The sequence below is a fragment of the Pseudomonas umsongensis genome (genome assembly GCF_012647205.1).
Lineage (GTDB): Bacteria > Pseudomonadota > Gammaproteobacteria > Pseudomonadales > Pseudomonadaceae > Aquipseudomonas > Aquipseudomonas umsongensis.
The window spans coordinates 5,979,620-6,004,942 of the sequence record NZ_CP051487.1 but is presented as its reverse complement, the minus strand read 5'-3'; the positions used below and the strand labels follow the sequence as shown (position 1 = coordinate 6,004,942).

Annotated in this window: 21 protein-coding genes; 11 read left to right on the top strand and 10 right to left on the bottom strand. The window is 57.9% G+C overall.

Annotated elements, in window-relative coordinates; genetic code table 11:
- Window position 1 precedes the first annotated feature (1 nt).
- Window positions 2-1,009 (top strand): cytochrome d ubiquinol oxidase subunit II, encoded by a 1,008-nt coding sequence (gene cydB, locus HGP31_RS27180; RefSeq protein ID WP_008066100.1) that lies wholly within the window; start codon window positions 2-4, stop codon window positions 1,007-1,009.
- 57 nt (window positions 1,010-1,066) lie between these two features.
- Window positions 1,067-1,234, top strand: a complete 168-nt coding sequence (locus tag HGP31_RS27175) for a DUF2474 domain-containing protein (protein ID WP_083349776.1) — start codon at window positions 1,067-1,069, stop codon at window positions 1,232-1,234.
- A 75-nt stretch (window positions 1,235-1,309) separates the two neighbouring features.
- On the opposite strand, the gene HGP31_RS27170 is transcribed toward HGP31_RS27175, so the two are convergent.
- Together HGP31_RS27170 and HGP31_RS27165 are read right to left on the bottom strand one after the other, a co-directional pair.
- Window positions 1,310-2,434 carry a methyltransferase gene (locus tag HGP31_RS27170; protein ID WP_168758974.1) on the bottom strand — a complete coding sequence of 375 codons (1,125 nt, stop codon included), beginning with the start codon at window positions 2,432-2,434 and terminating at the stop codon, window positions 1,310-1,312.
- Window positions 2,435-2,599: 165 nt separating this feature from the next.
- A complete protein-coding gene (locus tag HGP31_RS27165) occupies window positions 2,600-3,331 on the bottom strand; it encodes a helix-turn-helix transcriptional regulator (RefSeq protein ID WP_168758973.1) in 732 nt (243 codons plus the stop codon).
- Window positions 3,332-3,673: 342 nt separating this feature from the next.
- On the opposite strand from HGP31_RS27165, the gene HGP31_RS27160 reads away from it, so the two are divergent.
- Window positions 3,674-4,450, top strand: a complete 777-nt coding sequence (locus HGP31_RS27160) for a ferredoxin--NADP reductase (protein WP_168758972.1) — start codon at window positions 3,674-3,676, stop codon at window positions 4,448-4,450.
- A gap of 32 nt (window positions 4,451-4,482) precedes the next feature.
- Here the strand turns inward: HGP31_RS27160 and mscL are convergent, their stop codons facing one another.
- The gene (gene mscL, locus HGP31_RS27155; RefSeq protein WP_020798678.1) at window positions 4,483-4,896 is read right to left on the bottom strand and encodes a large-conductance mechanosensitive channel protein MscL; all 414 of its coding nucleotides are present in this window, start codon (window positions 4,894-4,896) and stop codon (window positions 4,483-4,485) included.
- 624 nt (window positions 4,897-5,520) lie between these two features.
- Here mscL and radA point away from each other — a divergent pair.
- Entirely contained in the window at window positions 5,521-6,888 is a 1,368-nt protein-coding gene (radA, locus tag HGP31_RS27150) for a DNA repair protein RadA (RefSeq protein ID WP_020798677.1), read from the top strand.
- Window positions 6,889-7,022: 134 nt separating this feature from the next.
- Here radA and HGP31_RS27145 read toward each other — a convergent pair whose 3' ends face one another.
- Complete coding sequence (locus HGP31_RS27145; protein ID WP_020798676.1) at window positions 7,023-7,391, bottom strand: PilZ domain-containing protein; 369 nt, start codon at window positions 7,389-7,391, stop codon at window positions 7,023-7,025.
- 160 nt (window positions 7,392-7,551) lie between these two features.
- On the opposite strand from HGP31_RS27145, the gene HGP31_RS27140 reads away from it, so the two are divergent.
- The 3 genes from HGP31_RS27140 (at window position 7,552) to yjiA (ending at window position 10,966) form a co-directional block, all read left to right on the top strand.
- Window positions 7,552-9,618: a carbon starvation CstA family protein gene (locus HGP31_RS27140; protein ID WP_083349772.1), complete on the top strand. Its 2,067-nt coding sequence runs from the start codon at window positions 7,552-7,554 to the stop codon at window positions 9,616-9,618.
- A gap of 15 nt (window positions 9,619-9,633) precedes the next feature.
- Complete coding sequence (locus HGP31_RS27135) at window positions 9,634-9,831, top strand: YbdD/YjiX family protein (protein ID WP_008058222.1); 198 nt, start codon at window positions 9,634-9,636, stop codon at window positions 9,829-9,831.
- Window positions 9,832-9,994: 163 nt separating this feature from the next.
- Window positions 9,995-10,966: a GTPase gene (gene yjiA / locus HGP31_RS27130; protein WP_151143311.1), complete on the top strand. Its 972-nt coding sequence runs from the start codon at window positions 9,995-9,997 to the stop codon at window positions 10,964-10,966.
- On the opposite strand, the gene HGP31_RS27125 is transcribed toward yjiA, so the two are convergent.
- From HGP31_RS27125 to HGP31_RS27115, 3 genes are all read right to left on the bottom strand, one after another.
- Window positions 10,963-11,652 carry a GntR family transcriptional regulator gene (locus tag HGP31_RS27125; protein ID WP_168758971.1) on the bottom strand — a complete coding sequence of 230 codons (690 nt, stop codon included), beginning with the start codon at window positions 11,650-11,652 and terminating at the stop codon, window positions 10,963-10,965. The two genes, yjiA and HGP31_RS27125, sit on opposite strands and share 4 nt — an antisense overlap.
- A gap of 25 nt (window positions 11,653-11,677) precedes the next feature.
- Window positions 11,678-12,382: a FadR/GntR family transcriptional regulator gene (locus HGP31_RS27120; RefSeq protein WP_168758970.1), complete on the bottom strand. Its 705-nt coding sequence runs from the start codon at window positions 12,380-12,382 to the stop codon at window positions 11,678-11,680.
- 66 nt (window positions 12,383-12,448) lie between these two features.
- Window positions 12,449-13,762: a C4-dicarboxylate transporter DctA gene (locus HGP31_RS27115; RefSeq protein ID WP_020798670.1), complete on the bottom strand. Its 1,314-nt coding sequence runs from the start codon at window positions 13,760-13,762 to the stop codon at window positions 12,449-12,451.
- Here HGP31_RS27115 and HGP31_RS27110 point away from each other — a divergent pair.
- A complete protein-coding gene (locus HGP31_RS27110; protein ID WP_020798671.1) occupies window positions 13,761-14,000 on the top strand; it encodes a hypothetical protein in 240 nt (79 codons plus the stop codon). The genes HGP31_RS27115 and HGP31_RS27110 overlap by 2 nt on opposite strands.
- Window positions 14,001-14,122: 122 nt before the next feature.
- Here HGP31_RS27110 and glyA read toward each other — a convergent pair whose 3' ends face one another.
- Together glyA and HGP31_RS27100 are read right to left on the bottom strand one after the other, a co-directional pair.
- Entirely contained in the window at window positions 14,123-15,376 is a 1,254-nt protein-coding gene (gene glyA / locus HGP31_RS27105) for a serine hydroxymethyltransferase (RefSeq protein WP_020798669.1), read from the bottom strand.
- A 251-nt stretch (window positions 15,377-15,627) separates the two neighbouring features.
- Entirely contained in the window at window positions 15,628-19,416 is a 3,789-nt protein-coding gene (locus HGP31_RS27100; RefSeq protein ID WP_020798668.1) for a sensor domain-containing protein, read from the bottom strand.
- 345 nt (window positions 19,417-19,761) lie between these two features.
- Here HGP31_RS27100 and ettA point away from each other — a divergent pair, with 345 nt between their 5' ends.
- The 3 genes from ettA (at window position 19,762) to gdhA (ending at window position 24,768) form a co-directional block, all read left to right on the top strand.
- Window positions 19,762-21,426 (top strand): energy-dependent translational throttle protein EttA, encoded by a 1,665-nt coding sequence (ettA, locus tag HGP31_RS27095; protein ID WP_020798667.1) that lies wholly within the window; start codon window positions 19,762-19,764, stop codon window positions 21,424-21,426.
- Between the two features lie 295 nt (window positions 21,427-21,721).
- On the top strand, window positions 21,722-23,188 hold the full coding sequence (locus HGP31_RS30400) for a fibronectin type III domain-containing protein (protein WP_205896186.1): 1,467 nt from the start codon (window positions 21,722-21,724) through the stop codon (window positions 23,186-23,188).
- A gap of 242 nt (window positions 23,189-23,430) precedes the next feature.
- Window positions 23,431-24,768 carry an NADP-specific glutamate dehydrogenase gene (gdhA, locus tag HGP31_RS27080; protein WP_033041344.1) on the top strand — a complete coding sequence of 446 codons (1,338 nt, stop codon included), beginning with the start codon at window positions 23,431-23,433 and terminating at the stop codon, window positions 24,766-24,768.
- Here gdhA and HGP31_RS27075 read toward each other — a convergent pair.
- On the bottom strand, window positions 24,765-25,259 hold the full coding sequence (locus tag HGP31_RS27075) for a GreA/GreB family elongation factor (RefSeq protein WP_033041343.1): 495 nt from the start codon (window positions 25,257-25,259) through the stop codon (window positions 24,765-24,767). The genes gdhA and HGP31_RS27075 overlap by 4 nt on opposite strands.
- Window positions 25,260-25,323: the final 64 nt, after the last annotated feature.

Sequence of the window (25,323 nt, the reverse complement as noted above, 5' to 3'; positions counted from 1 at the left end):
CATGGGTATTGATCTTCCGCTGATCTGGGCCGTGATCATCATCTTCGGCATCATGATGTACGTGGTCATGGATGGATTTGACCTGGGCATCGGCATTCTCTTTCCGTTCATTCCCGGCAAGACCGACCGCGACGTCATGATGAACACCGTGGCCCCGGTCTGGGACGGCAACGAAACCTGGCTGGTACTGGGTGGTGCGGCATTGTTCGGGGCTTTCCCGCTGGCCTATTCGGTGGTGCTCTCAGCGTTGTATCTACCGCTGATTTTCATGCTGATCGGGCTGATTTTCCGCGGCGTGGCGTTCGAGTTTCGCTTCAAGGCCAAGGATGACAAGCGTCACCTGTGGGACAAGGCGTTCATCGGTGGCTCGATTGCCGCAACGTTCTTCCAGGGTGTGGCATTGGGGGCATTCATCGATGGCTTGCCGGTGGTAGACCGGCAGTTTGCCGGCGGCTCGCTGGATTGGCTGACACCCTTCACCCTGTTCTGCGGCGCTGCACTGGTGGTCGCGTATGCGCTACTGGGTTGTACCTGGCTGATCATGAAGACCGAGGGCAAGTTGCAGGAACAGATGCACGACTTGGCGCGACCCTTGGCGTTCGTGTTGTTGGCGGTGATCGGTATCGTCAGCATCTGGACCCCTCTGGCTCACGCCGAAATCGCCGCCCGCTGGTTTACCTTGCCCAACCTGTTCTGGTTCCTGCCCGTGCCGATCCTGGTGTTGGTGACGCTCTATGGCCTGATCCGTGCCGTGGCCCGCAACGCGCACTACACGCCATTCCTGCTGACACTGGTGCTGATCTTCCTCGGCTACAGCGGCCTGGGGATCAGCCTGTGGCCGAACATCGTGCCGCCGTCGATCTCTATCTGGGACGCTGCAGCACCACCGCAAAGCCAAGGCTTCATGCTGGTGGGCACGTTGTTCATCATCCCGTTCATCCTGGGCTACACCTTCTGGAGCTATTACGTGTTCCGCGGCAAGGTTACCCATGAAGACGGATACCACTAGTCACGCACCCGCGTTGGCGTCGGCCACGGCGCCATCGATCGCAAGGAGATCGAAGCAATGACCGGTAAACATTCCCTGCGCGACATTGAGCAAGCCGAAAAAAAACCGCTGTGGCAGCGGCTCGGCTGGTTGGCCATGATCTGGGCTGGCAGCGTCGGTGCGCTGTTCATCGTGGCCAGCCTGATGCGGATGTTCATGAGTGCCGCAGGCCTCAGCACTCCCTGAAACAATCGACATCCCATCGCGCAGCCTCAGGTGCGCAAGAAAAACCCTCCCGAGCGGGAGGGTTTTTCTTGCGCGTTATTTGCGCGCCTTGAGGATCACGAATTTCGGGGTGGCTGCCACTTGCTCGACCCCGCGGAACAACCGCGCCAATTTGCTGTGATAGCCCAAATGACGGTTGCCGACGATGTACAGCGCTCCGCCCACCACCAGCGCCTCCCGGGCCTGCTGGAACATCCGCCAGGCCAGGAAATCACCGACGACCTGTTGTTGGTGAAACGGTGGATTGCACAGCACCACATCCAGCGACTGGGGTTCCTGCCCCGCCAGGCCATCGCCGGCCCGCACGATCACTTCCCGCTCACCCAGCGTGGCGCGCCAGTTCTCGGCGGCCGATTGCACTGCCATGAAGGATTCGTCTACCAGCGTGTAGTGCGCTTGCGGGTTTTGCAGGGCGCTGGCGATGGCTAGCACGCCGTTACCGCAACCGAGATCGGCGACCCTTGCGCTGCCGAGGTTCTTCGGCAAATGCGGCAAGAAGGCTCGCGTACCGATGTCCAGGCCTTCACGGCAGAACACGTTGGCATGATTGATCAGTTCGATCGCAGGCTCATCGAGTCGATAGCGGGTCGGGTAGGGGGATATAACCGTGGCTTTGGCTTGAGCCGTGGCGATCAACAGACGGGCTTTCTTTACCGCCAGCGAGGCTTGCACCGGGCCGATATAGCGTTCGAGCAGATCGCCGGCTGCGCGCGGCAGATGCTTGATCATTGCCCCGGCAATCACCTGGGCGCCCGGCGCCAATTGGCCTTGCAGGCGGATCAGTTGTTCTTCCAGTAAGGCCAGGGTCTTCGGCACCCGGAGCAGGACCCTGTCGAATGGCCCGGTGAACGGTTCGCTGGCCGGTACGTGAGGCACAGCGTCAAATGTCAGGCCATTACGGGCCAGGTTCTTTTCCAGGCCCTGCAAGGCCAGGAACGAATCACCGCTGCTGGTCACATTGACCTTGCCTGCCAGGCTGACGGCCAATGCACCAAAACTGTCGTTCAGCACGAGTACCCGCGTATTCGCCGCGGGCAGTTGTTCAGCCAGGTGATTGAGCAGGTACTCATCTGCAGCATCAAAGGCTTGCAGTGGTTCGTTTTGCTGTTCGGGCTGGCGGATCAGGTCGAGCTGGGCGAACGGGGTTTCGAGCAAGGGCATCGGGCAGGAGACTCTGATAGATGGACAAAGATGTTCCGCGGCCCTGAGGCGTTGTTGCGGGTGGGACCTTGCGAGTGAACGGCGGCATGACTTTTTACACGTCATCACTCAAGGGGGGTGTAAATGTTACGTTTTTTTCTTTTGGATTACTCGCAGGTTTTGTGATCAGCGCATCGCACCGCTGCCGAGATAACCGGCCTTGACCGCGGCAATGACGGCTGAAATCTTGTTGTTGACACCCAATTTGTCAATCGCACTCTGCACATGGAAATTGATGGTACGTGCACTGAGATTGAGGATCCTGGCGCTTTCCTCGGCCGTCTTTCCATCGGCGGCCAGTTTCAGCACGTCAATTTCCCGCAGCGACAAATGGGCGACAGTCAATTTTGGGCAGACCTTGGGAAGCGTTTTTACAACCAATGCATGCAGATGCCGGCCCATGAAGACGGAAAAGCCGAGCGTCTCGTACAGCTCAAATGCACTGATTGGACAATGGCTCCTGGCCAGGCTCAGGATGCTGCACAAACCGCTTTCATCGTCATGTACCGATTGCGACCAGCCATGCTGGAGTCCTTGCAACCCAAGCGCTTCCCACATCGATGGGATCTTGGAAAAAAGCTCTTCACTCCAAAGGATGGGCAGCATGGATTGATTGCAATAAGCCACTATTGGGTCGATATCTCTGAGTTGTTTCTCTTCATATTCGTTATTCCAGCTGGCGGGGTAATTATTGAATTTGAGTGTCTTTGTCTTGTCCGGTTTGGTTATATAAGTTGCTGAAAATTCGAAATATTTATATCCAATATTTTTTGCGAGGCTGAGTGACCCTTGGTAAGCGATGTCGATTTCAGTTGCGCTGGCTATCTGATTTAGCTGTGATTCCTTCCACCTTTCCATTTTTCAACTCCAATGTGTATTCACTCGAGTGCTTGATTCATGCCCAATAGGATCGGAGTGTAGGATTTTTCTTACGGCGCCGTGAGAACTTTTTTGTCCTAGATGAAGTTGTGACAAAGGGTGTGGGTTCTAAAGAGAAGTTTGTGTGAAAGATGGTTGTTAAATGTCGATGTTAATATATTGGCGTCCTGGCTAGCGGTTATTAACTGGTTAGTTAGGGAGGGGTGAGGCGGCTTGTATATCTATGTATTCGATATTGCTGCTTTAAAGACACTACAAATCGCCGGTGTTTCTGGGTGCCGCTTTGCGAGACACTGCGGCTATGTGTTGAAGGAGCACCCCATGACCGCCAGTGAAGAGAAATTTACCCGCCAGACCTTGCTCGACGTCCAGCCATTGACGCCGAACCTGTTCACCCTGCGCGCCACGCGGGATGCAGGTTTTCGCTTTCGCGCAGGGCAATTCGCCCGGCTGGGTGTGATCAAGGCTGATGGCAGTACGGTGTGGCGTGCCTATTCGATGGTGTCTTCACCCTACGACGAGTTTCTCGAGTTCTTTTCCATTGTCGTACCCGGCGGTGAATTCACCAGCGAGCTCAGTCGGCTGGGCATCGGCGATACGCTGTTGGTCGATCGACAGGCGTTCGGGTACCTGACACTCGACCGCTTCGTCGATGGGCGTGATTTGTGGTTGTTATCCACCGGTACAGGTCTGGCGCCGTTTCTATCGATCCTGCAGGACTTCGAGGTATGGGAAAGATTCGAGCGAATCATCCTGGTGTACAGCGTCCGGGAGACCAGGGAGCTGGCTTATCAAGCGCTAATCGCTGGCTTGGCACAGCGTGACTATTTGAAGGCATTTGCCCACAAATTACAGCTGATCAACACTGTGACCCGCGAGCGGCTCCCAGGCGCCCTCAACGGACGGATCACCACCTTGATTGAAAACGGCGAACTGGAGCGGGCGGCTGGCGTGGCGCTGACACCAGAACATTCCCGAGTGATGTTGTGCGGAAACCCGCAAATGATCGATGACACGCGCAAATTGCTCAAGCAGCGCGATATGCACTTGAGCCTCAGCCGGCGGCCAGGTCAGGTGGCAGTGGAAAATTTCTGGTAAAAAAAAACGGCGCCTTGCAAGCGCCGTTTGATTCAGGGTCGATTGTTCTGGGCCCGGAGCAAATCGCGAATCTCACCGAGCAACTCTTCTTCCTTGGTCGGAACCGGCGGCAGGGTGGGTGCGACGGCTTCTTCGCGCTTGAGGCGGTTGATGGCCTTGATGCCCATGAAGATCGCAAAGGCGACGATGACGAAGTCGATCAGGGTCTGGATGAATTTACCGTACGCCAGGACCACCGCAGGAACATCGCCTTGGGCAGCCTTGAGCGTAATGGCCAGGTCACTGAAGTCCACGCCGCCGATCAGCAAGCCAATGGGAGGCATGATCACATCGCCGACAAACGACGTCACGATCTTGCCGAAAGCAGCGCCGATGATGATACCGACGGCCATGTCGATCACATTGCCTTTGACCGCGAAGGCCTTGAACTCGTTTAACACGCCCATAGGTCATTTCCTTGTTACAGATGAGGTTGGTGAACGCAGTGTAAATCAGCAAATCGCATCCTGCTCGAAACGACTGCGTGCGAGGTTCGCCTGCAAAGGACCGGACCTTTGGCAAAAAGTTTACAAAATGCCGGTTATCCATGCGCAATCATTGCTTCTCGGCCGCTTCTCGGATTTGGTGATCTGGCGAGTGACTGGCGAGAAAGACTTAATGATTTGCGCTGTGTGATTTACCTTTGAATATTGCGACGCCTGTCATCTGGTTGCCATTTTTTAGACGGGTGTTTCCATTTGATAAAATCACTCGGCACCAAAAGCAGATGACAAGATTCGTGTGGCGATTTTCAACAAGCTGTTGTTGTACGTTTAAGTCGTTAATGGTTAGTGTTTGTACAGGTTTTTCTGCGCTTATTAACGGGAAGGAAGGTGTTTTTGGTTTTTGTGTATAAGTAACTAGTGCTTGGTACTTAGATTGTGTGTAGTTATAGATGTGTGCTTGAGTCGTGTCGAGCAAGTTTGGAAGCGTTGATTTGAAACTTATTCATTCAAGACAGGCCGTCATCGATCGTAACGCACCGAGGCGGCTGACCTGAGCTATCATCGCGGTTTTTGCCGGGAGTTCAGATGGCCAAGGCCAAGCGCATGTACGGCTGCACCGAGTGCGGCTCAACCTTTCCCAAGTGGGCCGGACAATGTGGTGAGTGCGGCGCCTGGAACACACTCACCGAAACCATGGTGGAGAGCGGCGGGGCAGCGGCACCCAGCGGTCGCACTGGCTGGACCGGTCAGCAGGCGCAAATCAAGACCTTGGCTGAAGTCAGTGTCGAGGAGGTCCCGCGTTTTTCCACGGCTTCCAGTGAGCTTGACCGGGTGCTCGGTGGTGGCCTGGTGGATGGCTCGGTGGTGCTGATCGGCGGTGATCCCGGAATTGGCAAATCCACCATTCTGTTGCAAACCTTGTGCAATCTCGCCAAGAGCATGCCGGCACTGTATGTCACGGGTGAAGAGTCGCAGCAACAGGTGGCCATGCGTGCCCGACGCCTGGGGCTGCCACAGGATCAGCTGCGGGTCATGACCGAAACCTGCATAGAAACCATCATTGCCACCGCCCGGGTGGAGAAGCCCCGGGTCATGGTGATCGACTCGATCCAGACGATTTTCACCGAGCAACTGCAATCTGCACCGGGCGGTGTGTCCCAGGTTCGTGAAAGTGCGGCGCTGTTGGTGCGGTACGCCAAGCAGAGTGGCACCGCGATTTTCCTGGTGGGGCATGTGACCAAGGAGGGTGCGCTGGCGGGGCCCCGGGTACTGGAGCACATGGTCGACACCGTGTTGTATTTTGAAGGCGAATCAGACGGGCGCCTGCGCTTGTTGCGGGCGGTTAAAAACCGTTTCGGCGCGGTTAACGAACTGGGCGTGTTCGGCATGACCGACAAGGGCCTGAAAGAAGTCTCCAATCCTTCGGCTATTTTTCTGACCCGCGCGCAGGAAGAAGTCCCGGGCAGTGTGGTCATGGCGACATGGGAAGGCACACGGCCGATGCTGGTGGAAGTCCAGGCACTGGTAGATGACAGTCACCTGGCCAATCCACGCCGGGTAACGCTGGGCCTGGACCAGAACCGATTGGCAATGTTGTTGGCCGTCTTGCATCGGCACGGCGGCATACCCACCCACGATCAGGATGTATTTCTCAACGTGGTCGGAGGGGTGAAGGTACTGGAAACGGCATCTGACCTGGCATTGATGGCAGCCGTCATGTCCAGTTTGCGCAACCGGCCGCTGCCCCATGATCTGCTGGTGTTCGGTGAGGTCGGCCTTTCCGGCGAAGTGCGGCCGGTGCCAAGCGGTCAGGAGCGCCTGAAGGAAGCGGCAAAGCATGGCTTCAAACGTGCCATCGTGCCCAAGGGCAATGCGCCGAAAGAGCCGCCTGCGGGTTTGCAGATCATCGCGGTCACCCGTCTGGAGCAGGCCCTCGACGCCCTCTTCGAATAACACCAATCCCCTGTAGGAGCGAGCATGTCGAATCGTCGCACCGTCGCGATGGTCGTTAATGATAACGCTGGGAACCTGGCACCCCGCAGCGTTCTTGAGTCCATCGCGAGCATGCTCGCTCCTACAGGGGGCATTCAGATTTCGATGAGCGCGCCCAGTTCGCGTTCAAGCTCGTGCGGATCGCCCAGATTGAATTCAATCAATCGCCGCAGGCGTTCAATGGACTCCAGGCTGATGTGCCTGCACACGAAACCCAATTGACCATGGTCTTCATGGGTCAATTGCACATCCATCGCAATGTGGTTGTCTTCGCTCAAATGTATGTCGACAGAAAAATCCTGCTGCGCGTTGCCAAGCCACGGCTCCGGTCGCTCGATCAGCAAGCCCTTGAGCGACAGATCGATCAGCTTCACCGGCCAGGTGAACGCTCCTTGGCTCAGATCGGTTCTGGCATCGAACGCAATACGTTTGAAGCGGCGACGTTCGGAAGGGTGCTCGCTCATGGCGCGATCCTCGGAAATGTACGCTGACTATAGACTGGCCTTGCAAAAGGCTGCCAGCGCCGGCAGGTGTCTAGACCAATGTCAGGGTATGGCCTTTGCTGTCAGGCGAGCTAAACTCGAGGTGGCTGTCTTTCTTGTCCACTCTGGCTGGAATAATAAAATGAAAAATAATAATAGCCCGCTACGCCACTTACCCTGGCTGCTGCTGGCAATCGTTGGGGCGTGCGCCCTGGGCGTGGTGGCACTGCGCCGAGGTGAGGCGATCAACGCTTTGTGGATTGTGGTCGCTTCCGTGGCCATCTATCTGGTTGCGTATCGTTACTACAGTCTGTTTATCGCTAACAATGTCATGCAACTCGATGCGCGACGGGCTACCCCGGCCGTGCTCAACAATGACGGTCTGGATTATGTCCCGACCAACAAGCATATTCTCTTCGGTCACCACTTTGCGGCCATCGCTGGCGCGGGGCCGCTGGTCGGTCCGGTACTGGCGGCGCAGATGGGCTACCTGCCCGGCACGCTGTGGCTGATTGCCGGCGTGGTGCTGGCCGGTGCCGTGCAGGACTTCATGGTCCTGTTCATGTCCACCCGCCGCAACGGTCGCTCCCTGGGCGACATGGTCCGCGAAGAAATGGGCCGCATCCCCGGCACCATCGCGCTGTTCGGCTGCTTCCTGATCATGATCATCATCCTCGCGGTGCTGGCACTGATCGTGGTCAAGGCCCTGGCCGAGAGCCCGTGGGGGATCTTCACGGTGATGGCGACCATCCCGATCGCGATGTTCATGGGCATCTACATGCGCTACATCCGCCCGGGTCGCATCGGCGAAATTTCGGTTATCGGCGTGCTGTTGCTGCTGGGGTCGATCTGGCTCGGTGGGCAGATCGCCGCAGACCCGGTGTGGGCCAAGGCCTTTACCTTCACCGGTGTGCAGATTACCTGGATGCTGATTGGTTACGGTTTCGTGGCAGCCTCTTTGCCGGTCTGGCTGATCCTGGCTCCGCGTGACTACCTGTCGACCTTCCTCAAGATCGGTACCATCGTCGCCTTGGCGATCGGCATCCTGATCACCATGCCTGAGCTGAAAATGCCGGCGCTGACCCAGTTCATCGATGGCACGGGGCCGGTCTGGAAGGGCGGTCTGTTCCCGTTCCTGTTCATCACGATTGCCTGTGGCGCGGTCTCGGGTTTCCATGCACTGATTTCCTCGGGCACCACGCCGAAGCTGTTGGATAACGAGGTCAACGCCCGTTACATCGGGTACGGCGGCATGCTGATGGAGTCCTTCGTGGCGATCATGGCCATGGTCGCGGCCTCGGTGATCGAGCCAGGCGTGTACTTTGCCATGAACAGCCCGGCGGCCGTGGTCGGCGGTGATGTGGTGGCCGTGGCGACCACGGTCAGCAACTGGGGTTTTGCGATTACTCCCGAAGCCCTGCAAGCGGTGGCCAAGGACATCGGTGAAACCACCATCCTGGCCCGTGCCGGCGGTGCGCCGACCCTGGCCGTGGGTATCGCGCAGATCCTGCACAGTGTGCTGCCGGGTGAAAACACCATGGCGTTCTGGTACCACTTCGCGATCCTGTTCGAAGCACTGTTCATCCTGACCGCGGTGGACGCCGGTACCCGTGCCGGGCGTTTCATGCTTCAGGACTTGCTCGGTTCCTTCGTGCCGGCGCTGAAACGTACCGAGTCCTGGGCAGCCAACTTCCTCGCCACCGCCGGTTGCGTGGCCATGTGGGGCTGGTTGCTGTACCAGGGCGTGATCGATCCGCTGGGCGGCATCAACACCTTGTGGCCATTGTTCGGCATTTCCAACCAGATGCTGGCTGGTATCGCGCTGATGCTCGGCACCGTGGTGCTGATCAAGATGAAGCGTCAGCGCTACGTTTGGGTCACCATGCTGCCTGCCGTGTGGTTGCTCATCTGTACCACCACCGCTGGCTTCATCAAGCTGTTCGACGCCAACCCGGCCATTGGCTTCCTGTCGCTGGCGAAAAAATACAGCGATGCGCTGGCCAATGGCCAGATCCTCGCCCCGGCCAAGGACATCACTCAGATGCAGCACGTGATCTTCAACGCCTACACCAACGCCACGCTGACCGCGCTGTTCCTGTTCGTGGTGTTCAGCATCCTGTTCTATGCGCTAAAGGTTGGTATTGCCGCCTGGGGTAAAAAAGAGCGTACGGATAAAGAATCGCCGTTCCAGGCGCTGCCGGATGCATAACCAGAGGACTGCAGCATGTTCAATGACCTGAGTCGCCTCGGTAAATACCTCGGTCAGGCTGCGCGCCTGATGGTCGGCATGCCCGACTACGACAATTACGTCGAGCACATGCAAAGCAAGCACCCGGACAAACCGGTGATGAGCTACGAGGCGTTCTTTCGCGAGCGCCAAGAGGCTCGCTACGGTGGCAAGGGTGGGCCGAAGTGCTGTTGATTAAACAGCCAGGTTGACGCAATACCCTGTGGGAGCGGGCTTGCTCGCGAAAGCGGTGTGTCATTCAGCATTCATGTCGGCTGACACGACCTCTTCGCGAGCAAGCCCGCTCCCACATCTGTTTTGTGTTTTTCTTTCATTTCATTACGACAGGAGATTTAGCGTGTCCTCTCCAATCCCGGTCACGATCCTCAGCGGCTTCCTCGGCGCAGGTAAAACCACGCTGTTGCGCTACCTGCTCAAAGCCGAGCACGGCCTGAAAATCGCCGTGATCGAAAACGAATTCAGTGACGCCGGTATCGACACCCAGCTGTTGGGCGACGAACCGGTACAGGTCATGACGCTGGCCAACGGCTGCGTCTGTTGCACCATTCACACCGACCTGACCAAGGCCTTGTACCTGCTGCTCGAACGCCTCGACAGCGGCGAGATCGCCTTTGATCGCCTGGTGATCGAATGCACCGGCCTCGCCGACCCGGCTCCGGTGGCACAAACGTTCTTCATCGACGAGGAGTTGCGCGAGCGCTACATCCTCGACGGCATCATCACGTTGGTGGACGCGGCACACGCCGAACAGCACCTGACCCAGACCATCGCCCAGGCGCAGATCGGTTTCGCCGATCGGCTGTTGGTAAGCAAGCGTGATCTGGTGGACGAACCTGCATTCACGGCGTTAAGTGAACGCCTGACCCGTATCAACCGGCGTGCGCCGATCCGTGTGGTCGACCACGGCAAGATCGATCTGGCCGAACTGCTTGACGTGCGTGGGTTCAATCTCAACGCCGATCTGGGCGGCGGCGTGAGTTTGCGCCCAGTGAGCCAGGCCCCATCCATCGACCGTATTTCCAGCCTGGTGTTGCGCACCGAAAAACCGCTGGATATCGACAAACTCAGCGAGTTCATGAACGAACTGCTGGAGGACCACGGCAAGCAACTGCTGCGCTACAAAGGCGTGTTGAACATCCTCGGCGAACCGCGGCGCATGGTGTTTCAGGGCGTGTTGAAGCTTTACGGTTTCGACTGGGACACGGAGTGGGCGGCCGATGAAACCCGGGAAAGCGTGATCGTGTTCATTGCCGATGATTTGCCGCAGGAAAAGATTCGCCAAGGTTTCGCGCGAGTAGCGGCGAGTTAACCGGCAACACGCTTCTGGCTGCAGAGCGGTTGAGCGTTCAGCAATACCGCTTCCAGATGATCCAGGTGTCGGTCCAGTAACATAACTGCCTTCGCGGCGTCCCTGCGCGTTAACGCATCCACTATTTGCTCATGCAGATGCCATGCGCAATAGTCCTCCAACGCAACATCAAATTGAGCAATCGCCAACGAGACCAGTGGCACCAGGCTGCTGAGAAAATGCGCTAGAGGTGCGTTACCCGCCATCTCTGCCAATTGCAGATGAAACTCCCCTGACAAACGAATCGCTGGGCCTCGCTCGGTGCATTGGCGCTCGCTATCGACCAGTGTCCGCAGGCGCTCCAGGACAAGCGGGCAGGGGCGCTGGCAGGCCAGCCTCACCAGCATGAGTTCGGTCAGTCGCCGGGCGTGCAAGGCCTGCCGGGTTTGCTCTACATTCAGCTGCGCGACGCGAGGACGGTGGTTGGCTCGCAGGACAATGACTTGCTGGTGGGAGAGTCGCGTCAGCACGCCACGAATGTCGCTGCGTCGAACACCAAACACCTGCGCCAGGCTTTCTTCGGTAAAGCGACTGGTGGTGTCGAGGCGCTGTTCGAGAATGGCATCGAGCACCCGTGAGTACAGATCCTCTACCGCCGGGGCAAAGGGCAGGGCAACAAGAGTCTGTGGCGAGGCGAAGCTGTTCATGGCCTGTCTCCAATTTGAAGCGGATTCAACTGCCGAGGTTGTCGTCCGGAATATTCAGTTCGATGCCCATGCGCTGGCCTTCGCGCAAAATGTGCCGGCGCATCTCGGCGCTGGCCTGGGCACTGTTCTTGCTGCGGATCGCGCGCACCACCGCTTCGTTTTCTTCAAGGCGTTCAGCCAGGTGCTCCGGGGAGTTGCGCAACACGTCGGCGCTCTGCTTCAGGGCATTGCTGGTCTGCTGGACCACGCTCTGGAAAATCGGATTCGACGTCAGCGTGAACAGCTCTTCATGGAACGCGATGTAGGCATTCACGCCGGCCTCGCTGTCATTGGCTTCCAGGGCTTCACGCATGTCCATCAGGGTCAGGCGCAGTTGCCCGACTTCCTTGCTGCTGATGGATTGCGCCACCCGGCCGACGATGAATGGCTCAAGGGTGTAGCGAAGTTGCAAAACGTCTTCCAAGCTCGCCCCGGCCACTGCGCTGTCGTGGCTTTGGCTGTCGCTGAGATTCGCGTCCAGCACCACCACGCCTTTGCCCGGCATGGAGCGCACCAGGCCGAGGGTTTCCAGGACGATGACGGCTTCGCGCAGGCTCGGGCGGCTGATGCCCAGTTGTTCGGCCAGTTCACGCTGCCCCGGGAGCATTTCGCCGGAGCGCCACTGACCGCGGGCCAGTGCGGCCCGAAGCTTTTCTACGACTGAATTTACAACGGTCGATGAGGTAATCACTGTTTGCTCCATGAGCATCTATAGCGTTGTTGGCCGTGCCTGCCCGAAAGCAGGCACGGCGTTTGTTCAAAATTCCTGCTGATGGGCCGGGGTCACCGGTTTTCTCGGCTGGAAGGTATAACCCACCTGGCCGGAAAGCACCTTGTTCGCCCGCTGCACATCGATGTCCTTTTCCCAGCGAGCAATGGCCACGGTCGCCACGCAATTGCCGATCAGGTTGGTCAGCGCCCGTCCGATGCCCATGAACCAGTCCACTGCCAGCACCAATACCAGGCCCACCACCGGAATCGCCGGAATCGCCGTCAGGGTGGCTGCCAAAATGACCAGCGCCGAACCCGGAATGCCGTGCGCGCCCTTGGAGGTGATCAGTGACACCAGCAGAATCGTTAGCAGGTCGGTCATCGCCAGCGGCGTGCCGGTGGCATTGGCGATGAACACAATGGCCAGGGTCAGGTAGATCGAAAAACCGTCGAGGTTGAATGAATACCCGGTTGGAATCACCAGCCCGACCGTCGAGCTGCCGATGCCCAGATGCTCCAGCTTGCGCATGATTTGTGGTAGCACGGCATCGGACGAAGCGGTCCCCATGACGATCAACAGTTCTTCGCGCAGGTACTTGAGCAGCGGCCACATCCGCAGGCCGGACAGGCGCATCACCAGGCCTAGAATCAACGCGACGAAGGCCACGCAGGTCAGGTAGAACAAACCGACCAGGCTACCCAGGTGCTGCAGTGAATCCAGGCCATATTTGCTGGTGGTGAAGGCGATTGCGCCGAACACACCGATCGGCGCCAGTCGCACGATCATGCCCATGATGCGGAAGATCACGTGGCTGAGTTCATTGATCAGTCGCGAAATACCGGAGGCGGCTTCGCCCACCAGATTCAACGCACTGCCAAACAGCACCGAAAACAGCAGCACTTGCAGGATATTGTTGTCCGCGAAGGCACCTATTACAGAGGTCGGGATCAGGTCCATCAGGAACTGCGTGGTGGTGTGCATGTGCTGGCCACGTTGGGCGATATCGCCCATGTCTGCGGCAGAAAGCTGATCCAGATGAATGTTCGCGCCGCTGCCGATTCCAGTAGTGAAGGCGAATACCAGGCCGATCACCAACGCAATGGTGGTGAGGATTTCAAAGTAGATCACTGATTTCAGGCCGATGCGGCCGACCTTCTTAAGGTCGCCGGCACCGCTGATACCGCTAACCACTACGCAGAACACAATCAGGCCGATGAGCATTTTGATCAGCTTGATAAAACCGTCACCAAGGGGTTTGAGCTGAGCGGAATATTCGGGAAGGGTCAGCCCGCAGACGATGCCGAGCACCAGTCCGAGAACCACTTGGAGGAAGATTGAACGCGAGCACCATCTGAGCATGGGAGGAATCCTGGTCGGTGTCCTGGCTGCCGTGCGCGTCGCGCATCAGATTCAGGACTTAATTATTGTGGTCTTACCGGTATGTCCAGTGCAGGCGCAGTCTACGCTGGGTTTTTTCAAGATTACAAGGGGAAATCGTAAAATTGGCATGACCGGTCTGACCAGTTGTGCCGATCCTATTGAAAATCAAAAGATCGCAGCCTTCGGCAGCTCCTACGGAACCTGCGTACACCTGTGATTTCGCGAAATTACGCTACCTCTGTAGGAGCTGCCGAAGGCTGCGATCTTTTGATCTTTATGACGGACAAAAAAAACCGGCCATCTCTGGCCGGTTTTTTTGACCGCGGTTTAGCGGTGCAATTAAGCGCCGTATACCGGCAGCTTCTTGCAGATAGCCTTGACCTTCTCACGAACGGCATCGATCACCGCTTCGTTGTTCAGGTCTGCCAGGATGTCGCAGATCCAGCCGGCCAGTTCCTTGCACTCTGCTTCCTTGAAGCCGCGAGTGGTCACAGCCGGAGTGCCGAAGCGCAGGCCGGAGGTGACGAACGGGGAGCGAGGGTCGTTTGGCACGGAGTTCTTGTTCACGGTGATGAACGCTTTGCCCAGGGCGGCGTCGGCATCTTTACCGGAGATTTCCTGCTTGATCAGCGACAGCAGGAACAGGTGGTTTTCAGTACCGCCGGAAACCACGTCGAAACCGCGCTCGATGAACACGCTGGCCATGGCCTGGGCGTTTTTCACCACTTGTTGCTGGTAAGCCTTGAACTCAGGTTGCAGCGCTTCCTTGAAGCAAATCGCTTTAGCGGCGATCACGTGCTCCAGTGGGCCACCCTGGGCACCCGGGAATACCGCGGAGTTCAGCTTCTTCTCGATGTCGGCGTTGGCGCGAGCCAGGATCAGGCCGCCACGTGGACCGCGCAGGGTCTTGTGGGTGGTGGTGGTCACCACGTCAGCGAATGGCACCGGGTTCGGGTAGACGCCAGCGGCGACCAGACCGGCCACGTGGGCCATGTCGACGAACAGGTAGGCACCCACCTTGTCGGCGATTTCACGGAAGCGTGGGAAGTCGAGGATCTGCGAGTAGGCAGAGAAACCGGCCACGATCATTTTCGGCTTGTGCTCAACGGCCAGGCGCTCGACTTCGTCGTAGTCGATCAGGCCATTGGCGTCGATGCCGTACTGGATGGCGTTGTACAGCTTGCCGGAGGACGAAACACTGGCACCGTGGGTCAGGTGACCACCGTGGGCCAGGCTCATGCCCAGGATGGTGTCGCCAGCCGACAGCAGGGCCAGGTAAACGGCGCTGTTGGCTTGCGAACCGGCGTGCGGTTGAACGTTGGCGTAATCGGCACCGAACAGTTCTTTGGCTCGATCAATTGCAAGCTGCTCGACGATGTCAACGTACTCGCAACCACCGTAGTAGCGCTTGCCCGGGTAGCCTTCGGCGTACTTGTTGGTCAATACCGAGCCTTGAGCTTCCATCACCGCAGGGCTGGTGTAGTTTTCCGAAGCGATCAGCTCAATGTGCTCTTCCTGGCGCTGAGCTTCTTGCTCCATGGCGGCAAAGAGATCGGCGTCGTACTTGGCAATAGTCAAATCACGGCTGAACATGGCGGTCCTCAAGGATCGGGGGCGGAAAAGGGGGGCATTCTAACCCAATGGCTTTTGGAAGGCATATGAAACGACATCATGTCGCAGACAAGTGGGCTTCATGACGGGATCAGCGGTGAATGGGCCGGCCTCTTCGCGAGCAGGCTCGCTCCCACAGTGGATCTTGAGCGTTCAATGATTTTGTGTACACCCAAGAAACCCTGTGGGAGCGAGCCTGCTCGCGAAGGGGCCGCCCGCGTCACCACACAATGTCAGTCGAACATGAAGAGGGCATCATTGCTGAATTGCCCTTCAAAGGTGTGGGCCGGCATCGGCCGGCCAAACAGGTAACCCTGGACCTCATCGCAACCGTGTTCACGCAGGAAATCCAGTTGCTCCTGGGTTTCCACGCCCTCGGCGATCACCGCCAGGTTAAGGCTGTGGGCCATGGCGATGATCGCCCGGGCAATCTGCGCATCCTGTTCACCCGACGGCAGGCCGTCGACAAAGGTGCGGTCGATTTTCAGTACATCGATCGGGAACTGCTTGAGGTAGTTGAGCGATGAGTAGCCCGTACCGAAGTCGTCGACCGCGATGCTCAGGCCAAGGTTTTTCAACCCGGCGAGAATCTGCATGGCTTCGCTGACTTCGCGCATCAGGATACTTTCGGTCAGTTCCAGTTCTAGGCACGCCGGCGGCAGGCCGGTTTCCTTCAGGATGTTGGCGATCCGCGTGCCAAGCTGGCCGTCGGAGAATTGCCGTGCCGAGATGTTCACCGACACCTTCGGCACGCGCACCTTGGCCTGATGCCAGGTCTTGAGCTGGCGGCAGGCCTCGCTGATCACCCAATCCCCGACGTCCACCACCAGTCCGAGTTCTTCAAGCACCGGAATGAAATCTCCCGGTGGTACCAGTCCACGGCGCGGATGACGCCAGCGCAGCAAGGCTTCGGTGCCGGTCAGGCGTTTGCCATCGCCGCTGAACTGCGGTTGGTAGTACAGCACGAATTCGTTTTGTTCCAGGGCATGTCGCAAGTCGCTTTCCAGTTCGAGGCGCTCCAGGGCGCTGGCGTTCATGTCCGCCTGATAGAACTGGAAGTTGTTCTTGCCGCGCTCCTTGGCGTGGTACATCGCGGTGTCGGCGTTCTTCATCAACTGGCTCAGTTCATTGCCGTCCTGCGGACTCAAGGCGATGCCGATACTGGCCGTGACGAAGAACTCACGGCCTTCGAGTACGAAGGGTTTGACCAGGCTGGCGAGGATCTGCTCCGCCACGTGAATCGCCCGCGTCAAGGCGATTTCCCGGTTGGCCCGCGGTTGCAGGAGCAAGGTGAACTCATCGCCGCCCATGCGCGCGACCGTGTCGTCGTCGTCGACGCAACCGAGCAGGCGCGTGGCCATTTCCTTGAGCATGCGATCACCGGCGGCATGGCCCAGGGAGTCGTTGATCGGCTTGAAGCGGTCCAGGTCGAGGAACATCAACACCACCCAGGACTTCTGCCGTTCAGCCGCCTGCAACGCCGTGTGCAGGCGATCCTGGAACAGTGTGCGGTTGGGCAGGTGGGTCAGGGCGTCGTAATAGGCCAGGCGGTGAATCCGTTGTTCACTGGCCTTGCGTTCGCTGATATCGCTGAAGAAACACACGTAGCTGGCCAGGTCGCCTTCGTCGTCCAGAACCGCGGTAATGCCGACCCAGGCCGGATAATGCTCGCCATTGCGCCGACGCAGCCACACTTCGCCTTCCCAGGTGCTGTGCTGGTTCAGTTGCTTGAGCACGTAGCGCAAATGAGCTTCCTGCTGCTCATCGACGGTGAGCATGTTGGGCAACTGGTCGAGTACCTGTTCCACGGCATAACCGCTGACACGGCTGAAGGCTTCATTGGCCTGGACGATATAGCCGGCCGGGTCGGTGATGAGGATCGCCGAGGTCGAGTGTTCGAATACCGTGGCGGCCATGCGCAGGTCTTTCTCGGCCCGGCGTTGCTGGCTGATGTCGCGACCGACGCCCAGCACGCCTTCGAATGCACCGTGTTCGTCCCAGACCAGGACCAGTCGCAGCTCGATAGGAATCTTGCGCCCATCGCCGCGCAGGCAGTCGAACAGGAATAGTTGGGTTTGCACCTGGCTGCGCAGAAGGGCCAGCTGTTCAGGTTTATCCAGCGCTTTGCTGACGCGATCCATCAGGCTATAGATGCCACTCAACTGCTGCGGATTGGCAATGGTCGATTGCCAGCCGTTCTGGAAAATCCACTCCACTTCGTAGCCCAGCACCCCCTGCACGGAAGGGCTTACGTAGTTGAGTGCCATGCGGCTGTCGGTGGAAAAAATCACGTCGCTGATGCTTTCGGCGAGCATGCGGTAGCGCTGCTCGCTGTCGCGCAGCGACTCGCTGGCCTCGATCTGTTCGGTTACGTCCTTGGCCACGCCAATGATGCGGGTGACCTGGTCGTGCTTGTCCCGTGCCAGTGCCTGCTCGCGAATGTCGAAACGCCGCCATTGCCCGTCACGGTGGCGAAAGCGCAACTGGCATTGCATCAATTGGCTGTAGCCGCCTTGCCGCTGGGTCTGGCGCGACCTGTGGTAGTAATCGGCATCGTCGGGATGCAGGAGGATTTCCCAGAAGTACTCGCCCATCTGCTGCAGTTCGGTGCGGTTGTAGCCCAGCGTTTGGCCCAGATGGTGGTTGCTGAAGATCATTCGCTGGCTGATCACGTCTTGCACGTAAAGGTGATCGGGCACGGTCCGCACGACGTCAGACCAGAAACGTTCGCGCTCCTGCTGCGACAGCTCGATGAGCTTGCGGCTGGTGATATCGGTGATGCTCAGGATCACCGCCTTGAAGTCGTCAGGGTTCTGCGGCAGGCGCAACACCAGCCACAGATGCTGGTCACGACCCGAGGCGTCCTGGAGTTTGATTTCCAGTTCGAGCTGTTGCTGTTGCCTGTGCACCGCTTCGAGCACCTGATTGCCGATGGCACTGCCCTCTACGGGATTGCCATCGATCAACAGCCTCCAGACGTGTTCACAGGTATCGACGTTAAGCAGCTGTAGGGCGACCTGATTGACTTCGGTAATGCGCAGCTCCTGCAACAGCTGCCGGCGCTGTTGCGCAACCGCCAGCCATGCTTGCAGTTGCTCGTCGCTCAGCAGCTGGGCCTTGTCAAACACGCTCCGCAGGCCAGACATGTCGAGTACGCACAATGCCACGCCGGAGCCTTCGAAAATTTCCTGGTAGCGTCGGCGACCTTCGTGCAGCTGGCGCTGCCGACGGCGCATGTTTAGCAGGACGATGAACGGCAGCATGGAAAAAGCCAGGCATAGCAGGCATTTGCCAATGAAAGCCGGCAGCAGTTCTTCGAGCACTCGCTGGCGATCGAACAGTCCACGTAGTTGCCAGTCGCTGCTGCTCAGCGCGACGGTCAGCACGCTGTTGGCCACATCGTCCTGGGTCAAGGTGCCTGGGTTGACCTGCGGCAATGCCTCGTCGCGGCTGAGGATCTGGTGATTGAAGCGATTTTCCACCAGCCACAGCGGGGCAGTGCCCGTTTCGTTCAGATGGGTCAGTGAGGTGAAAAACGTCGGCTTGAAGCGCAAGGCCCAATAGCCGCGATTGCTGCCGCTGGCTTGATGTAGCAGCAGATACACCCGCGAGCCGTCGATGGCGTTGCTGTAGTAGTGGGGTTGGGCGCGACTGCGTCGGACCAGCTCTCCCAGATAGTCTGCATCGTCGCTGGTGCCGGCCGTGTCACTGAGGATTCTTCCCGAAGGGCTGAGCAGTGCCAGGCTCGAAAGCTCCGGCAAGGACTTTTGCAGTTTGCGCAGTAGGTCCTGCAGCTCGTCAGCTCTTTGCGGCTGCTCGACAATCGGTAGCAGGTTGAGGGCGATCTGGGCGTTGAGCGCCATGTTCAGGCTGACTTGTGCGGCCTGGTCGGCGGTGTGGTCGATGGTCGCCTGGCGTTGGATCTTCTGGGTTTCCCGAAGCTGATCGAGCAGTTGCCAGCACAACAAGGCGAGCAGCAGCAACACGAGCATCGCCATAGCGCCCTTGAGTGTGCCGTGCATGGGCGAGCCGGGTGCAACAGTCGGTGCACGGGGGATCAGGGACGGAGGGACACTGGACAAACTGTAATCCTGCGGTTTGGCTGGACTGGCGCGACGTGCACTATAAGTCGGACGCCCGAAGGGCGGCTAGCATGCCTTGAGTTGTGGCGAAGTGCCAGTCCCGCTCGGCTGGACTGCCATCTGTCATTAAGGTAGCTTTGCCGATTACGCGGGAGCGTTCCAGCTCCTAGAATCAGACTTTTTTCAGCGCCTGCGCATTGACCTCGTCAAGCGTACGTCGCGCATGGTCTGGCCGGGCATCGCCTGCGCTCTATTCATTCATCAGTCACTGACCCTAGGTTCTCCATGGCTCAATACGTATTCACCATGCATCGGCTGGGCAAAGTTGTTCCGCCGAAGCGGGAAATCCTGAAAAACATCTCCTTGTCGTTCTTCCCGGGCGCCAAGATCGGGGTACTCGGCCTCAACGGTTCGGGTAAGTCCACCCTGTTGAAAATCATGGCTGGCGTCGACACCGAGTTCGACGGCGAAGCCCGTCCGATGCCGGACCTGAACATCGGCTATCTGCCGCAAGAACCACAACTGGACCCGACCAAGACCGTGCGTGAAGTGGTCGAGGAAGCGGTCAGCGTGATCAAGGACGCCCAGGCGCGCCTGGACGAGGTCTACGCGGCCTACGCCGACCCGGATGCCGACTTCGACAAGCTGGCTGCCGAACAGGCCAAGCTCGAAGCCATCCTGCAAGCCAGCGATGGCCATAACCTGGAGCGCCAGCTGGAAGTCGCCGCCGACGCGCTGCGCCTGCCGGCCTGGGACGCAAAAGTAGAACACCTGTCCGGTGGTGAAAAGCGTCGTGTGGCCCTGTGCCGCCTGCTGCTGTCCGCGCCAGACATGCTGCTGCTCGACGAACCGACCAACCACCTGGACGCCGATTCCGTTGCGTGGCTGGAGCACTTCCTGCACGACTTCCCGGGCACCGTGGTCGCGATCACGCACGACCGTTACTTCCTGGACAACGTCGCTGGCTGGATCCTGGAACTCGACCGCGGCGCGGGCATTCCGTACGAGGGCAACTATTCGGGTTGGCTGGAAGCCAAGTCCGATCGTCTGGCCCAGGAATCCAAGCAGCAGTCGGCTCACGAAAAAGCCATGAAGGAAGAACTGGAGTGGGTGCGCAAAGGCGCCAAGGCCCGCCAGTCGAAATCCAAGGCACGTCTGCAACGCTTCGAGGAAATGCAATCGCAGGAATTCCAGAAGCGCAGCGAAACCAACGAGATCTACATCCCGGCGGGTCCACGCCTGGGCGACAAGGTCATCGAGTTCAAGAACGTCACCAAGGGCTACGGCGATCGCGTATTGATCGACAACCTGTCGTTCTCCATGCCTAAAGGCGCCATCGTCGGTGTGATCGGCGGTAACGGTGCCGGTAAGTCGACCCTGTTCCGCATGCTGATGGGCAAGGAAACACCGGATTCGGGCAGCATCGAAGTCGGCGAAACCGTGCAGTTGGCTTGCGTGGACCAGAGCCGCGAAGACCTGGACGGCAGCAAGACCGTGTTCCAGCAAATCTCCGATGGTTCCGACCAGATCCGCATTGGTAACTACGAGATTCCGTCGCGCACCTACGTCGGCCGCTTCAACTTCAAGGGCGGCGACCAGCAGAAGTTCGTCAAGGACCTCTCCGGTGGTGAGCGTGGTCGCTTGCACCTGGCGCTGACCCTGAAAGAGGGCGGCAACGTCCTGCTGCTCGACGAACCGTCCAACGACCTCGACGTCGAAACCCTGCGCTCCCTGGAAGAAGCCCTGCTCGACTTCCCGGGCGCCGCCATTGTGATCTCTCACGATCGGTGGTTCCTTGACCGCGTCGCGACTCACATCCTGGCGTACGAAGATGACTCGCAAGCGGTGTTCTTCGAAGGCAACTACACCGAGTACGAAGCCGACCGCAAAAAGCGTCTTGGCGAAGCCGCTGCCCAACCACATCGGGTACGGCACAAAAAACTGGCCTGATTTCGGGTTGGTGGTTTGAAAAAAAAGCGGTGCCTTCGGGCCAATGCCAGTCAGTCATGCTGACTGGCATTTTTATTTCTGGCCGGAGGATTGTAACGCTCGATTCAGATCCTTCCTGGCAAAACGAGACAGTACAGTGATTTTAAGTCGGTGCGATGTTTAGGTATTGAAGAAAGCCGGAAAGAAGCTGTTTAGAGATTGCAACCTAGTAGTTCTGCTAGTGGTGGACGTGAAATTACTGTTTATACTCGCTTATGTGGTTTAACACTAATTCGCTTTCTCTCCGGTGATTATAATGAAAACTTCAAATTTACCTTTGCTTCCTAAAGCAAGTCCGATTCCTGATCCTTTGATTACAATCCAGGCTTCTAATGTTACTGCTACGACATGTCGGATAAGCTGGCAGGTATATGGGTACTGGGGTGGTGTTGATTTATATAACGGCCGTGCTCATGTGGGCCAATATAGTGGCGGAGGGTCTTATGAATTTACCGGGCTGACATCCAAGACGCCTTATGTGTTTTCTGTGCATCCTAAAACACATGGTCCAGGCAGCCCTGAAGGTAAAAGTGTGCCTGTTACCACCGCCAGGCACAAACCGAGTCCTCCGTCATTTCTTGAGGCTTTCAATCAAACTTCGTCTGAGGTTAGTTTGTTCTGGGGGGACGGTGCAGTCGACGGTGGTGAGCCACGCTATGAACTAAGGCGTGATAATGATTTGATGGAAGTGCCACGCCATCCTCCTTATAAAGATACCGCTCCAGAGCAAGGGCGAGTTCATAAATACTGCATGCGTACGTATGATGAGGAATTTAACCTTTCCGATCCCATTTGTGTCGATGTCGAGTTCGAAGACTTTACCGCACCGACAGTGCCTACTGATCTGAGAACCACCAATTTAGGGCTTATCTTCAGTTGGGATGAATCCAGTGACAGCTCAGGGCATGTTACCTATCGGGTCGATCAGGGAGTTGATCATAAATTAGGAGAAACTATAAATACTGAGTTTGCTATTGCCGGTCTGGTTCCAGGTCAACGCTACGAGTTTGGTGTAACTGCGTTCGATCCTACGGGCAATGAATCAAATCGGGTTTTTGTTCAATATCCCAAGGTTGGTATTCCATTTAACGTTGGGGAAGTTAATTTTCCTGCAAAAAACCAACTTCCAGGGTTTTCAGGTTCCGTCGGGTCTCGATTCACGCCAACGCCTCCGACCTATTTTAAGCCTTTTAATCACACGGCGAGTCAGGTTTCATTTTATTGGTACGGCGGTGAAGTAGAAACTGGTGAACCTCGATATGAACTGCGTCGAGATAATCAGCTCCTCGAGATACCAATTTCGCCCCCCTATACCGATACAGATCCACAGGAAGGACGAGAGCACGTTTACTGCATTCGAACTTACGATGAGTCATTTCGCTACTCGGAGCCTGTTTGTGTCAAGGTTAGTTTTCCGGACTTTACCTCGCCGACAGACCCCTCGAATCTTCGAACCACTGATCTTGGCCTAACATTGACGTGGGAGCCGTCGTATGACAGCTCTGGCAATATTACTTATATCGTCGAACAGGGCGGTATAGAGTCGGGGCGTACGAAAGAGACCGAGTTTGCTGTTACCGGGCTGGAATCAGGTAAGCGATATACGTTTAGCGTAAGGGCGGTGGATGGTACCGGGCATGAGTCAGATCGCGTATCTGTTCATTATCCTGCATTGGGTATTCCTCTTCCGGGGAAACGTGTCGGTTCGGCCCTATTGGCTTGACCTGCTCAACCAAGCCCTGATGCTGGCGCATCAGGGCTTTTATGTGCGGGGTGCATGCTAGTGCAAGCCCTGCGGATGAGGTCCCCTTTATGGTGCATGAAGTACTGAAAAATCGATTATTTTATATCTTGAGCACCATTTAATTTCATAAATGCGACATTCTGCTCTATTCCTGTGCGCGTTACGTTTGTTAAAGTCCGGCCCAATTTCTTCCAACGACAATAATTTGCCGAGACTTTTCCATGATCGAATCCGTCGAATCCTTCCTTGCCCGGCTGAAAAAGCGCGACCCGGACCAGCCTGAATTCCACCAGGCCGTCGAGGAAGTCTTGCGTAGCCTGTGGCCCTTTCTCGAAGCCAATCCGCATTACCTGACCTCAGGCATCCTGGAGCGCATGTGCGAGCCGGAGCGAGCTATCGTGTTCCGCGTGTCCTGGGTCGACGATCACGGCAAGGTGCAGGTCAATCGCGGTTTCCGTATCCAGATGAACAGCGCCATTGGCCCGTACAAAGGCGGCCTGCGTTTCCATCCGTCGGTGAATCTGGGCGTCTTGAAGTTCCTGGCCTTCGAGCAGACCTTCAAGAACTCGTTGACGTCGTTGCCCATGGGTGGCGGCAAAGGCGGTTCCGATTTCGACCCCAAAGGCAAAAGCGACGCCGAAGTCATGCGCTTCTGCCAGGCCTTCATGAGTGAGCTGTATCGCCACATTGGCGCCGATGTCGACGTGCCGGCCGGCGATATCGGCGTCGGTGCCCGCGAGATCGGCTTCCTGTTCGGTCAGTACAAGCGCCTTAGCAACCAGTTCACCAGCGTGTTGACCGGCAAGGGTCCGAGCTATGGCGGCAGCCTGATTCGCCCTGAGGCCACCGGGTTCGGTTGCGTGTACTTCGCCGAGGAAATGCTCAAGCGTCGCGGTGAAACCGTCGAAGGCAAACGTGTGGCGATCTCGGGTTCTGGCAACGTTGCGCAGTACGCGGCGCGCAAGGTCATGGACCTGGGCGGCAAGGTTATTTCGCTGTCTGACTCCGAAGGCACGCTGTACTGCGAGAGCGGGCTGACCGAAGAGCAGTGGCAGGCGCTGCTTGAACTGAAAAACGTGCAGCGCGGACGCATCAGCGAACTGGCGGGTCGATTTGGCCTGGAGTTCCTGGCTGGCCAGCACCCATGGGGGCTGAGCTGCGACATCGCGCTGCCGTGCGCCACGCAAAACGAACTGGATGCCGAGGCGGCACAGGCGTTGCTGCGCAATGGCTGCTTCTGTGTGGCGGAAGGGGCGAACATGCCGACCACCCTCGAAGCCGTGGACCTGTTTATCGAAGCAGGCATCCTGTTCGCGCCGGGCAAGGCGTCCAATGCCGGTGGTGTTGCTGTCAGCGGTCTGGAGATGTCGCAGAACGCCATGCGTTTGCTATGGACCGGCGGTGAGGTGGACAGCAAGCTGCACGCCATCATGCAGTCGATCCATCATGCTTGCGTGCATTACGGTGAGGAGAATGGCCAGGTCAACTACGTCAAGGGCGCGAACATCGCCGGTTTTGTCAAAGTCGCCGACGCGATGCTGGCCCAAGGTGTGGTTTAAGCCGGCTCGATACGAATGATCTCGATCGTTTGATCGCCGGCCGGGCGTTGCCACAGCACCTCGTCACCGAGTTGCGCCCCGAGCAGTGCCCGACCCAGCGGCGATCCCCAATTGATCAGGCCATGAGCGGCATCGGCCTGATCTTCGCCCACCAGTTGCACCCGGTGCTCGGCGTCATGTTCATCGGCGTAGGTCACCCGACTGCCGATCTGCACTTTTTCGGTGGACGTGGCGACTGGTACGACCTGGGCGCTGCCCAGGCGTTGCTTGAAGTAACGCAGGTCGCGCTCCAGGTCGGCCAGGCGCTGCTTGTCGGCCTGATCGCCCTCCGCAGACTGCGCGGCGTGCAGGGCTTGCAGTTCGCCAACCTTGGCCTGCAGCAGTTTCAGGCCCTGTGGTGTGACGTAGTTGGGCTGCGCGCTGACCTGCCGTTCGACTGGCTGATCGGCTTGCGCAGCGGCGTTATCTTCATTGACGAATGCCCGGCTCATGGTTTTCTCCCGTTATAGGGTTTGGGCCATGCTCGCAGGCATTTGGTTGCACAGGATGTCTGAA